Below are 11693 nucleotides of genomic sequence, written 5' to 3' on the forward strand. Positions count from 1 at the left end.
GCATGCCGCCAGCGTTCAATCTGAGCCAGGATCAAACTCTTCAGTTCAATCTCTGTTTGTTGACACTTTCGTGTCACCCTTATTTCTAAGGGGTCGCTCACTCAAGATACTGACCGTTATCCCATTGCTGAGACAACGCTTAATACTTTTGTGAACATTTGATAATTTAAGTATTCAACTGACCGGAGTCAGTTGGCACCTTCATCAAACGCCCACACTTATCGACTGTTGATTGTTAAAGAACTGTATTCTGTACTACCTTGCCGTGTTCGACGAAGCGTTGTGTTCGTCAGCAGCAGAGGAACGAGATTATGCAGTGTTTCGCGCTTCTCGTCAACCCCCTCTTCCACTTCGTCGCAAAAACATCTTGCTGGGCTTATCAACTTAACCATCTGATTTCGTTGATCTTTTTCGGCAACTCCCGAAGCGGAGGCGAACTATAGCAAACCGAAAGGGCGTCCGCAAGCCCCTGATGCGTGAACGCATCAGGGGCCCTGGATAGCCGACCTCGCGCTCGACAGCCCTACACATGGGGTAGGACGCGGCGCCATGCCACGAGGCACCATGAGGGGAACGCGGTCACAGCAGCCAGTCGATCGGCAGCCATGACAGGACCCGGACGCCGGTCCGCAGCCAGATCGTGGCGCCCGGCTCCTGGTCGTGGCGCACAAGCTTGCCCTCGGAACGCTCCAGCCAGTACAGCTTGCCCTGTTCATCGAGTCGCACCTCGTAAGCGGTGCCGGGCATGCTGTCGTCCAGCGTCCGGGCCAGTTGCCCCGCCAGGGCAGGACTGTCGATGACGAGCCCCATCTCGGTATTCAGGTCGATCGACCGCCTGTCCATATTGAACGAGCCGACATACACACTGCGACCGTCCACGCCGCTGGTCTTGGCATGCAGGCTCGACGCGGAGCTGCCGAAACGCCGCCTCCCTGCGGCTGGAAGTTCCGGTCCCCATCGGCGGCGCAGCTCGAACAGCGACACCCCGGCCGCGAGCAGGTCGCGCCGCCACTTCGCATAGCCTGCGTGCACTGCCGCCACGTCGGTCGCCTCGAGCGAATTGGTCAGGATACGCACCCGCACGCCGCCGCGGGCGATGTCGCAGAGCGCCTGTGCCCCCTCCTTCCCTGGCACGAAATATGGCGACACGATGTCGAGCTGCCGCGTCGGCTCACCGAGCAGCTTGCGCATGCCGACGGCCATCCGCTCCTCCGGCGCCGCCTTACCAAGCACTTTGCCGGGAGAATCGCTGACGAGGCGGGCAGTGCTCCACTCCAGGGGCAGCCGGCCCTGCACCAGTTGTTCGAGAAAAGGCGAGGTCCTGATCGCCTCCATGTAGCGCTGCGCCTCGGGCTGCGCGCCCAACCGGGCGGCGCCTGCGGCCAGTGCGGCGGAGTCCTCCGCCTTGGCCGGATCGACCAGCGCCGCGACGGGGTAGGCCGATGCGCTATTCCAGTAGCGGTCGAAGTCGCGGGACACGTCGCGCACCACCGGGCCGACTGCGAGCACGTCGAGGTCGACGAACAGCATCTCGCCTGCCGCCCCGAAGTATTCGTCGCCGACATTGCGACCGCCGACGATGCTGGCCTGGTTATCGGCGGTGAAGGACTTGTTATGCATGCGCCGGTTGAGCCGGCTGAAATCGGTAAGGTAGCCCAGCATGCGCCAGCGGCGTAACGCGAACGGATTGAACAGACGCACCTCGACGTTCGGCTCGCGGTCGAGGCCGGCGAGTACTGGGTCGAGTCCGGCCGTATTGTTATCGTCCAGGAGCAGGCGCACGCGCACGCCGCGCGCCGCGGCACTGCGCAGCGCGTCCGCCAACAGGGTGCCGGTCAGGTCCTTGCGCCATATGTAGTACTGGACGTCGAGGCTGCGCTCCGCGCTGCGGGCGAGCAGGATGCGGGCAGCAAATGCGTCGCGCCCATCGATGAGGGAATGGATGCCGGAGCGGCCGGGGTGGGCCGCCGCCAGCGGTGCGATGGCGAGGCCCAGGCGCGTGGCGCCGGTGTTTTCCAGCGCCACGGTGGCGGTACGCACGCCAAGGGGCGGCAGCGAAGTGCAGCCGGGAACAGCGACAGCAAGAATGACGAGCGCCGCCGCTCCCCACCGCCAGGCCGCTGCGTGAGCGCCGGCCGCCGACATCGCTTACATCCCTTCGAAGTTCGGCTTGCGTTTTTCGAGGAAGGCCGACATGCCTTCTTTCTGTGCCGGCGTGCCGAAGCCGGCATGGAAGTAACGGCGCTCGTAGCGCACGCCTTCGGTCAGCGGCATCTGGTAGGCCTGGTTGACGCAATCCTTGATCTGCATGGCGACCGATACCGGCATCTCGGCGATGCCCTGGGCGATCTTGATCGCTTCTTCCATCACGGTATCCACGGGGTACACGCGCGACACCAGCCCGGTGCGTTCCGCTTCGGCCGCGTCGATCATGCGGGTGGTCAGGAGCATGTCCATCGCCTTCGACTTCGAGATCGCGCGCGGCAGGCGCTGGGTACCGCCGGCGCCTGGGGTCACGCCAACCTTGATTTCCGGCTGGCCAAACTTGGCAGTGTCCGCTGCGATGAGGAAGTCGCACATCATGGCCAGCTCGCAGCCGCCGCCCAGGCAGTAACCCGACACCACGCCGACCACGGGCTTGCGGATGTTCAGGATGTGTTCCCAGTTGCGGCCGATATAGTTGCCCGGATAGGTATCCGCCGCGTAGGTGTAGTTCGCCATGGCCGCGATATCGGCGCCCGCGGCGAAGACCTTTTCGCTGCCCGTCAGGACGATGACGTTCACGGCCGGATCGGCATCGAACTTGTGCAGGGCCTCGCCCAGCTCGTTCATCATGTTGTCGTTCAGCGCGTTCATCGCCTTAGGACGGTTCAGTCGGATCACGACGACCTTGCCGTGGTTTTCGATCAGCAGATCTGCATATTCCATGTGAATCCCTTTTGAGGTTGGACGGATTGCCGGGATTGTAACGTCTCGCGCGGCGCGGAACACGGTATGATTATTTGTTCAGCAATATCCTGTGCGAGATCACCATCCTGTCATCCCTCACGCATTGGTTCACGCATCGCCTCAACCACTGGCTGCAAACGCGCATACGCGCCGACTCGGTGATGCGCAACCCCGACTTCCGCCGCTTCTGGTTCAGCAGCATCCTGGCCCACTTCGGCGCCCAGATCACGCTGCTGGCCCTGCCGATCTGCGCGGTCCTGATGCTGCATGCGACGCCGGCGCAGATGGGGACCCTGGCCGCCTTCGAATCCCTGCCTTTTCTCTTGTTCGGCCTGCCCTCCGGCGTGCTGCTCGACCGCAGCCGGCGCCTGCCGGTGATGATGGCCAGCGATGCGGTAGTGGCGATCGCACTGGCCAGCGTGCCGCTGGCCTGGTGGCTCGACATGCTGACGATCCCCTGGCTGTACGCGGTCGGCTTCGTGATCGGCGCCGGCCACGTGGTGGGCGGCAGCGCGGAACAGGTGTTCCTCACCTTCCTGGTCGGACGCAACGGCCTGGTCGACGCCCAATCGAAGTTCGCGACCACCGAATCGGCTGCCCGCGTCGTCGGCCCGGGCATGGCCGGCGGACTGGTGCAGCTGCTCGGCGCGCCGATCGCCATCCTGTGCAATGTGGCCGGTTTCATCGTCTCGCTGCTCAACCTGCGCCGCATCCGCGCGCGCGAACCGCAACCGCCGCCTTCGACCTCCCATCCGCTGCGCGACATCCAGGAAGGCCTGGCTTTCGTGTGGAACCAGCCCCTGCTGCGCACCCTCGCCTGGGTGTCGGCCTGCTGGCACCTGCTCTTCTATGGCTACACGGCCTTGCACGTACTTTTCGCCACCCGCGTGCTCGGCATGACGCCGGGAACCATGGGAATGGCGAACATGCTCGGCGGCCTGGGCGTGCTGGCCGCCTCGCTGCTGGTCAAGCCGCTGTCGCAGCGTTTCGGAACCGGGGGCGGCATCCTGGTCGGCCTGTGCGTGTCGGCGTTCGGCTTCGCGCTGGTGCCGGCCATCCCGCCGGCGCTGTTCGGCAGCGCGGGATGGACCGTGGCGGCCTACGCCATCGTGGTGTTCTGGATCGATTGCGGGGCGACGCTGTTCTTCGTTCCCTACATTGCGCTGCGCCAGCGCGTGACGCCGGACGCCGTACTGGGCCGGATGGTGGCGACGATGCGCGCCCTCACGGTGGCCGCCGCGCCGCTTGGCGCCCTGCTGGCGGGCGCCCTGGGCGAAGGCTTCGGCGTACGCGAAGGCATGGGCTGTATTGCCGCCGGCGCCGTGCTGCTGGCGGCCGGCGGCGTGTTCGGCACACGCCTGAAGGAGGCGAAAGCGTAAACGGCCTACTGCGGCGGGCGCGGCAACAGCACCCAGATCGTGCCGCGCTGCTTCATCTTGCCTGCCCGGTCCATGGCCTCCGGCCCGAAACCGTAGAAGAAGTCGGCCCGCACCGCGCCGCGGATGGCGCCGCCGGTGTCCTGCGCCATCATCAAGCGCTGCATCGGCACCTCGCTGCCAGCTTCCGTGGTCGCCAGGAACAAGGGGGCGCCGAGCGGCACGAAGGACGGATCGATCGCCACCGACCGGCCCGGCGTAAGGGGCACGCCCAACGCGCCCTTCGGGCCGAGCGAAGGGTCGGGCAGCTTCTCTTCACGGAAGAAGATCGTGCTGGGGTTCACGTTGAACAGCTCCTGGCGGCGCCCCGGATTGGCCGCGATCCAGGCCCGGATGCCCTGGGCCGTGGCCTGCTCGGCGGTGAGTTCGCCCTGCTCCACCAGCCAGCGTCCGATCGCCTTGTACGGATGGCCGTTCTGGTCGGCATAGGACACGCGCACGGTTTCCCCGCTGTCGAGCTGCACCCGGCCCGAACCCTGCACCTCGAGGAAGAAGGCCTCGACCGGATCGTTCACCCACAGCAGTTCCTTGCCGGCGAACGCTGCGCGCGCGATCTCGGCGCGGCTGCTGTAGGGCACCACGGTTTTGCCGGACAGGCGGCCGCGCAGGCGCATGCCCTTCAGTTGCGGATACAAGCCGCCCAGGTCGACCGTGAGCAGGTCGTCGGGCACGCGATAGAGCGGGGTCTGGTAGGCGCCGCCGCGCTTGCGCGAGCCGTACAGCATCGCCTCGTAGTAACCGGTGATCAGGCCGGTGTCGGCGCCGTCGGCGGCGCGCACCAGGTTCGGTACGAACCAGCTCTCGAAGAAGCGGCGCACGACGGCGCCATCGCGGGCATCGGTAGCGCGGGCCGCCGCGCAGACCGCTTTCCACTCGGGCTTGGCGGCGAGGCCGCGGCAGGACTGCAACAGGGCCGGCCACGCCTGGCGCAGGTCGTCCTGCTCCCAGCCCGGCAAGGCGCTGAAGCTCGCCGGCGTCATCAGGGGAGCGGGAGGCGCCGGAGGCTGGGCAGGCGGCGTCGGCGGGATTGGCTGGACGGGCGGCGCCGGCTGCTCCGGAACATAGACCGGGCCGACCGGCGGCGGCATCCGCACCGGTTCGGCGGGCCTGGCCGGCTGCTGTGGCTGCGGCGTGGTCGAGCAGGCCGCCAAAAAGGCGACGAGGGCAAGCGAAGCGGTTACACTGCGGCGTGTTGATGGCATAAGAACCTGAGGACTGAAGGACCGATATGTGGATCTTGATGGTGGAAGCCGGGGTGGCGCTGTTCCTGCTTGTCTTTATCGTCTGGTGGACGATGTTCGCGGGCCGCAAGGACGTGCCGCACGATGAGCCGGCGCAGCAGCCGGCGCAAAAGGATGGCGACGCCGGCGAACAGTAATCAGTGCAGCGCGCCCGGCTGGGCCAGCACGAACTCGGGAATCGGCACCTCGAAGCGGTGTCCGTCCTCGGCCACGCAAAAGTATTCGCCCTTCATCGAGCCTTGTGGCGTTGCCGCCTGGGTGCCGCTGGTGTACTCGAACTGCTGGCCAGGCTGCAGCAGCGGCTGGTGGCCGACAACGCCCAGGCCGTTGACTTCCTGTACCGCGTTGTTGGCGTCCGTGATCACCCAGTGACGCGAGATCAGCTGGGCGGCGACGCTGCCGGTGTTCGTGATCGTGATGGTGTAGCTGAACGCGTACTGGTCCCGTTCCGGGCTGGACTGCTCGGCCAGGTACTGGGTCCTGACCTTGACAGCGAATTCATAGGCGGGCATGGTGATTCCTTGCGTGATCGTCAACATTGGTGAAAGCGCCACGTGTGGCGCAAACGACAATCATACCGCGCGGCGCTATTCCCGGTCGCCCCGGGGCGCAGCGGGCATGCGCTTCCTCAGCGTAAAATAGCGGATTCTTCTTACCAGCACGACGCCATGACCACCTACCGCATCGCTCCCAGCATCCTGTCCGCCGATTTCGCCCGCCTGGGCGAGGAAGTGCGCAACGTCGTCGCCGCCGGCGCCGACATCATCCACTTCGACGTGATGGACAACCACTACGTCCCGAACCTGACCATCGGCCCGCTGGTATGCCAGGCGATCCGCCCGCACGTGCAGGTGCCGATCGACGTGCACCTGATGGTCAAGCCGGTCGACCGTATCATCCCGGACTTCGCCAAGGCCGGCGCCGACATCATCACCTTCCACCCGGAAGCCTCGGAACACATCGACCGTACCCTGCAGCTGATCCGCGACAACGGCTGCAAGGCCGGCCTGGTGTTCAATCCGGGCACGCCAATGCACTACCTCGAGCATGTGATGGACAAGATCGACATGATCCTGATCATGTCGGTCAACCCCGGCTTCGGCGGCCAGTCCTTCATTCCGGAAGCGTTGAAGAAGATCGCGATCGCGCGGCGCATGATCGACGAATCGGGCCGCGACATCATGCTGGAAGTCGATGGCGGCATCAAGGCCGACAACATCGCGGCGGCGGCCGCCGCCGGCGCCGACACCTTCGTGGCCGGCTCGGCGATCTTCGGCAAGCCGGACTACAAGGCCGTGATCGACGCCATGCGCGGCGAACTGGCCAAGGTCGGAAAATAATGCGGAACGGCGCCGCGGCAATCAAGGCCGCCATCATCGACCTGGACGGCACCATGCTCGACACGGTGCCCGACTTCGAGGCGGCCCTGAACGGCATGCGCGCCGACCTTGGCCTTGCGCCCATCACGCAGGACACCATCAAGCCGCTGGTCGGCAAGGGTTCCGAAAAACTGGTGCGCGACGCGCTGCTGCTCGACTGGGACGCGGCGCGCGTGGATGAAGTTTTCGACGAGGCATTGGCGGGCTACCAGCGCCACTACCTCGCCATCAACGGTCAGCGCAGCACGCTGTACGAGGGCGTGATCGAAGGCCTGCAGGCCATGCGCGACATGGGCCTGCGCCTGGTCTGCGTGACCAACAAGCCGATCGCGTTCACGCTTCCCCTGCTGGACCAGAAAGGCCTGGCGCCGTATTTCGAGCGCGTGTTCGGCGGCGATTCCTTCGCGAAAAAGAAACCGGACCCGATGCCGATGCTGGGCGCCTGCGCCGCACTCGACCTGCCGCCCTCGACGGTCGTGGCCATCGGCGATTCAGTTAACGACGCGGAAAGCGCGCGCGCCGCCGGTTGTTTTGTGCTCGCGGTGCCATATGGTTATAACCACGGACGGCCTGTACAAGAAATTAATTCTGATGGTATAGTGGGTTCGCTGTTCGAAGCAGCCGCGCTCGTATCTGCGCATAACCAGACCTCAACTTAAGTCATCTATACATGTTTTTCACCAAAAAACACACTGTCAACCAGACCGGCGCCCTTGAGGCCTGGCTGTGGCGACGCTGGCAATCCTGGGCTAACTGACCCGTCCCGATTGCTGCCGGTCGTGCTCGCGATGTGCGTCGACCTGCAGGTTTTTTGAAGTGAACCGCCGCCCCTCCCTTCCCCTGGGCGGTCTGGAGAAAAGCATGACCGAACTCGAATTCAAATCGCTGGCCAACCAGGGCTACAACCGCATCCCCCTCATCGCGGAAGCTTTTGCCGACCTCGAAACCCCGCTCACGCTCTACCTCAAGCTGGCCCAGTCCCAGCAGACCGGCAAGAACACCTTCCTGCTCGAGTCGGTGGTCGGCGGCGAACGCTTCGGCCGCTATTCCTTCATCGGCCTGCCCGCCTCGACCCTGATCCGCAGCACCGGCAAGCATCTGGACGTCGTCAGGAATGGCGAAGTGATCGAGACCTACGAGGGCAATCCGCTCGAATTCATCGAGGCCTACCAAGCGCGCTTCAAGGTGGCGCTGCGCCCTGGCATGCCGCGCTTCTGCGGCGGCCTGGCCGGCTACTTCGGCTACGACACGGTGCGCCACATCGAACGCAAGCTGGAACACAGCTGCCCGCCGGACGAACTGGGACTGCCGGACATCCAGCTGATGCTGACCGAAGAACTGGCGGTGATCGACAACCTGTCGGGCAAGCTCTACCTGATCGTCTACGCTGACCCGTCCCATCCGGAAGCCTTTGGCCGTGCGCGCCAGCGCCTGAAAGACCTGCGCGTGATGCTGCGCCGGAGCGTCGATGCGCCGGTCACTTCCAGCTCGGTGCGTACCGAGGCGGTGCGCGACTTCAGCAAGGAAGATTATTTGAAAGCGGTGGCCAGGGCCCACGAATACGTGATGGCGGGCGACCTGATGCAGGTGCAGATCGGCCAGCGCATCCGCAAGCCCTATGTCGATTCGCCGCTGTCGCTGTACCGCTCGCTGCGTTCGCTGAACCCGTCGCCCTACATGTACTACTACAACTTCGGCGACATGCAGATCGTCGGCGCCTCGCCGGAGATTTTGGTGCGTAACGAAGCCCTTCCCGACGGCGGCAAAAAGGTGACCTTGCGGCCGATCGCCGGCACCCGTCCGCGCGGCGCCACGCCGGAACGCGACACCGAACTGGCGGCCGAACTGCTGTCGGACCCGAAGGAGATCGCCGAGCACGTGATGCTGATCGACCTGGCGCGCAACGACATCGGCCGCATCGCGGAAACCGGCAGCGTCAAGGTGACCGACCGCATGGTCATCGAAAAATACTCGCACGTGCAGCACATCGTCTCCAACGTGGAAGGCAAGCTGAAGGACGGCATGTCGAACCTCGACGTGCTGCGCGCCACCTTCCCGGCCGGCACCCTGACTGGTGCACCGAAGGTGCGCGCGATGGAAGTCATTGATGAGCTGGAGCCAGTGAAGCGCGGGATTTACGGCGGCGCGTGCGGCTACCTGAGTTTCGGCGGCGAGATGGACGTGGCGATCGCGATCCGCACCGGTGTGATCAAGGACGGCAACCTGTACGTGCAGGCGGCGGCCGGCATCGTGGCCGATTCCATCCCCGAGATGGAATGGCAGGAAACGGAAAACAAGGCGCGCGCCGTGCTGCGCGCGGCCGAACAGGTGCAAGACGGCCTGGATGGGGAGTTCTGACATGCTGCTCATGATCGACAACTACGACTCGTTCACCTACAACATCGTCCAGTACCTGGGCGAACTGGGCGAGGACGTGCGCACCGTGCGCAATGACGAAATCACGCTGGCCGAGATCGAGAAGATGGCGCCCGAGCGCATCTGCATCTCGCCGGGCCCAAAGGCGCCGCAGGATGCCGGCATCTCGCTCGACATCTTGCGCGAATTCAAGGGCAAGCTGCCGGTCCTGGGCGTGTGCCTCGGCCACCAGGCGATCGGCGAAGCCTTTGGCGGCAAGGTCATCCGCGCCAGGCAGGTCATGCATGGCAAGACCTCGCTCATCGCCCACACCGGCGAAGGCGTGTTCAAGGATTTGCCCAGCCCATTCACCGTGATCCGCTACCACTCGCTGGCAATCGAGCGCGCTTCGCTGCCGGACTGCCTGGAAGTGACTGCATGGACCGACGACGGCGAGATCATGGGCGTGCGCCATAAGGAATACGACATCGAGGGAGTGCAGTTCCATCCCGAGTCGATCCTGTCGGAGCACGGCCACGCCCTGTTCAAGAATTTCCTCGCGCGCTGATGCGCCCGGCGCATCCGCCGCAAGGCGGCGCTGCGCCCATGCATTACGGCCACATTACGTCTAGTTGACTGGAACTGCCATGCCGATTACCCCACAAGAAGCCCTGCTGCGCTGTATCGAACACCGCGAGATCTTCCACGACGAGATGCTGCATCTGTTCCGCCAGATCATGTCGGGCGAGATGTCGCCAACCATGGTCGCGGCCCTGACCATGGGCCTGCGCGTGAAGAAGGAAACCATCGGCGAGATCACCGCCGCCGCCCAGGTGATGCGCGAGTTCTCGACCAAGGTGCCGATGGCCGATACCACCAACCTGCTCGACATCGTCGGCACCGGCGGCGACGGCGCCCACACCTTCAACATCTCGAGCGCCGCGATGTTCGTGGCGGCAGCCGCCGGCGCGCGCGTGGCCAAGCACGGCGGACGCAGCGTGTCTTCGTCCTCGGGCAGCGCCGACCTGATCGAGTCGCTGGGCGCCCAGATCGACCTGAAGCCGGAGCAGATCGCCCAGTCGATCGCGCAGACCGGCATCGGCTTCATGTTCGCGCCGAACCACCATGCCGCCATGAAGCACGTGGCGCCGGTGCGCCGCGAGCTGGGCGTGCGCAGCATCTTCAACATCCTGGGCCCGCTCACCAATCCTGCCGGCGCACCCAACATCCTGATGGGTGTGTTCCACCCCGACCTGGTCGGCATCCAGGTGCGCGTGCTGCAGCGCCTCGGCGCCCAGCATGCGATGGTGGTCTGGGGCCGCGACAACATGGACGAAGTCTCGCTCGGCGCGGGCACCCTGGTAGGTGAGCTGGTGGGCGGCGAGATCCGCGAGTACGAGATCCACCCGGAAGACTTCGGCATGGCGATGATCTCGAGCCGCAACCTCAAGGTGGCGAATACCCTCGAATCGAAGGAGCGTGTGATGGAAGCGCTGCGCGGCGAGCCTGGCCCGGCCACCGACATCGTGGCGCTCAACGCCGGCACCGCGCTGTATGCAGCCGGTGTCGTCGGGTCGATCGAGGAAGGCCTGGCGAAAGCGCGGGCGACGATCGCGTCCGGCGCGGCCGTCGCCAAGCTCGAGCAATTCGTCAGCGTCACGCGCCAGCTCGGCGGCCAGGCCTGAGGGGAGCAGCATGTTCGGCATCCATGACCTTCCCCTTTTCGTGATCTCCGGACTGCTGCTCAACATCATGCCGGGGCCGGATTCGCTCCTGATCATGACGCGCAGCGCCACCCAGGGCTGGCGCGCCGGCGTGGCGGCCTCGCTGGGCATCGGCGCCGGCACGCTGGTGCACATCTTCGCCGCGGCGCTGGGCCTGTCGGCGGTGCTGTCGACATCGGCGACCGCGTTCACGATGGTGAAGCTGGCCGGCGCCGCCTATATCTTCTACATGGCGGTCGGCCTGCTGCGGGCCCGCAAGTCCGACGGGGCCGTCGCGGCGCCGGTGCTGGCTGCCCTTCCCTACCGGAAGATCTTCGCGCAGGGTTTCCTGACGAATGTGCTGAACCCGAAGGTCGCCCTGTTCTTCCTGGCCTTCGTCCCCCAGTTCATCAGTTTCGACGCACCGAACAAGGCGCTCGCCTTCATCATCCTCGGCGCCATCTTTAACTTCAACGGCATGCTGTGGTGCTGCTTCCTGGCCTTGAGCACGGCCAAGGCCAGCGAACGCCTCAAGCTCAACCCGACTGTCGCGCTGTGGCTCAACCGGGTCACCGGCGGCCTGTTCGTCTGGCTCGGCGTGAAGCTCGCACTGTCCAGGCAACACTGAAA

Annotated in this window: 12 protein-coding genes; 8 read left to right on the forward strand and 4 right to left on the reverse strand. The window is 65.2% G+C overall.

Annotated features, from left to right (window positions below; all coding sequences use genetic code 11):
* Positions 1–579: 579 nt before the first annotated feature.
* Positions 580–2145: a phospholipase D family protein gene (locus AC56KL_RS16185; RefSeq protein WP_497181191.1), complete on the reverse strand. Its 1566-nt coding sequence runs from the start codon at positions 2143–2145 to the stop codon at positions 580–582.
* A gap of 3 nt (positions 2146–2148) precedes the next feature.
* Positions 2149–2928, reverse strand: coding sequence for an enoyl-CoA hydratase (locus AC56KL_RS16190; protein WP_497181192.1), 780 nt, complete (start codon positions 2926–2928; stop codon positions 2149–2151).
* A 74-nt stretch (positions 2929–3002) separates the two neighbouring features.
* On the opposite strand from AC56KL_RS16190, the gene AC56KL_RS16195 reads away from it, so the two are divergent.
* On the forward strand, positions 3003–4328 hold the full coding sequence (locus AC56KL_RS16195) for an MFS transporter (RefSeq protein ID WP_497181193.1): 1326 nt from the start codon (positions 3003–3005) through the stop codon (positions 4326–4328).
* Between the two features lie 5 nt (positions 4329–4333).
* On the opposite strand, the gene mltA is transcribed toward AC56KL_RS16195, so the two are convergent.
* Positions 4334–5587 (reverse strand): murein transglycosylase A, encoded by a 1254-nt coding sequence (gene mltA / locus AC56KL_RS16200; RefSeq protein WP_497181194.1) that lies wholly within the window; start codon positions 5585–5587, stop codon positions 4334–4336.
* 26 nt (positions 5588–5613) lie between these two features.
* Here mltA and AC56KL_RS16205 point away from each other — a divergent pair, with 26 nt between their 5' ends.
* Entirely contained in the window at positions 5614–5763 is a 150-nt protein-coding gene (locus AC56KL_RS16205; protein ID WP_497181195.1) for a hypothetical protein, read from the forward strand.
* On the opposite strand, the gene apaG is transcribed toward AC56KL_RS16205, so the two are convergent.
* Positions 5764–6138, reverse strand: a complete 375-nt coding sequence (gene apaG / locus AC56KL_RS16210; RefSeq protein ID WP_497181196.1) for a Co2+/Mg2+ efflux facilitator ApaG/CorD — start codon at positions 6136–6138, stop codon at positions 5764–5766.
* Positions 6139–6294: 156 nt separating this feature from the next.
* On the opposite strand from apaG, the gene rpe reads away from it, so the two are divergent.
* The 6 genes from rpe (at position 6295) to AC56KL_RS16240 (ending at position 11691) form a co-directional block, all read left to right on the forward strand.
* Entirely contained in the window at positions 6295–6966 is a 672-nt protein-coding gene (gene rpe, locus AC56KL_RS16215) for a ribulose-phosphate 3-epimerase (RefSeq protein ID WP_497181197.1), read from the forward strand.
* On the forward strand, positions 6966–7664 hold the full coding sequence (locus AC56KL_RS16220; RefSeq protein ID WP_497181198.1) for a phosphoglycolate phosphatase: 699 nt from the start codon (positions 6966–6968) through the stop codon (positions 7662–7664). The genes rpe and AC56KL_RS16220 overlap by 1 nt, the downstream gene beginning before the upstream one ends.
* A gap of 202 nt (positions 7665–7866) precedes the next feature.
* The gene (trpE, locus tag AC56KL_RS16225; RefSeq protein ID WP_497181199.1) at positions 7867–9363 is read left to right on the forward strand and encodes an anthranilate synthase component I; all 1497 of its coding nucleotides are present in this window, start codon (positions 7867–7869) and stop codon (positions 9361–9363) included.
* 1 nt (position 9364) lies between these two features.
* Entirely contained in the window at positions 9365–9928 is a 564-nt protein-coding gene (locus AC56KL_RS16230; RefSeq protein WP_497181200.1) for an anthranilate synthase component II, read from the forward strand.
* 79 nt (positions 9929–10007) lie between these two features.
* Positions 10008–11045, forward strand: coding sequence for an anthranilate phosphoribosyltransferase (gene trpD, locus AC56KL_RS16235; RefSeq protein WP_497181201.1), 1038 nt, complete (start codon positions 10008–10010; stop codon positions 11043–11045).
* A 10-nt stretch (positions 11046–11055) separates the two neighbouring features.
* Complete coding sequence (locus tag AC56KL_RS16240; protein WP_497181202.1) at positions 11056–11691, forward strand: LysE family translocator; 636 nt, start codon at positions 11056–11058, stop codon at positions 11689–11691.
* Positions 11692–11693 lie beyond the last annotated feature (2 nt).

It is taken from the genome of Telluria sp. ZB4P34 (genome assembly GCF_059686055.1).

Bases quoted from the DNA above. Each gene is read 5' to 3' on its own strand.
- mltA (WP_497181194.1), bottom strand. From the start codon at position 5,587: ATGCCATCAACACGCCGCAGTGTAACCGCTTCGCTTGCCCTCGTCGCC.
- AC56KL_RS16185 (WP_497181191.1), bottom strand. From the start codon at position 2,145: ATGTCGGCGGCCGGCGCTCACGCAGCGGCCTGGCGGTGGGGAGCGGCG.
- trpE (WP_497181199.1), top strand. From the start codon at position 7,867: ATGACCGAACTCGAATTCAAATCGCTGGCCAACCAGGGCTACAACCGC.
- rpe (WP_497181197.1), top strand. From the start codon at position 6,295: ATGACCACCTACCGCATCGCTCCCAGCATCCTGTCCGCCGATTTCGCC.
- AC56KL_RS16190 (WP_497181192.1), bottom strand. From the start codon at position 2,928: ATGGAATATGCAGATCTGCTGATCGAAAACCACGGCAAGGTCGTCGTG.
- AC56KL_RS16205 (WP_497181195.1), top strand. From the start codon at position 5,614: ATGTGGATCTTGATGGTGGAAGCCGGGGTGGCGCTGTTCCTGCTTGTC.
- apaG (WP_497181196.1), bottom strand. From the start codon at position 6,138: ATGCCCGCCTATGAATTCGCTGTCAAGGTCAGGACCCAGTACCTGGCC.
- AC56KL_RS16240 (WP_497181202.1), top strand. From the start codon at position 11,056: ATGTTCGGCATCCATGACCTTCCCCTTTTCGTGATCTCCGGACTGCTG.
- AC56KL_RS16220 (WP_497181198.1), top strand. From the start codon at position 6,966: ATGCGGAACGGCGCCGCGGCAATCAAGGCCGCCATCATCGACCTGGAC.
- AC56KL_RS16230 (WP_497181200.1), top strand. From the start codon at position 9,365: ATGCTGCTCATGATCGACAACTACGACTCGTTCACCTACAACATCGTC.
- trpD (WP_497181201.1), top strand. From the start codon at position 10,008: ATGCCGATTACCCCACAAGAAGCCCTGCTGCGCTGTATCGAACACCGC.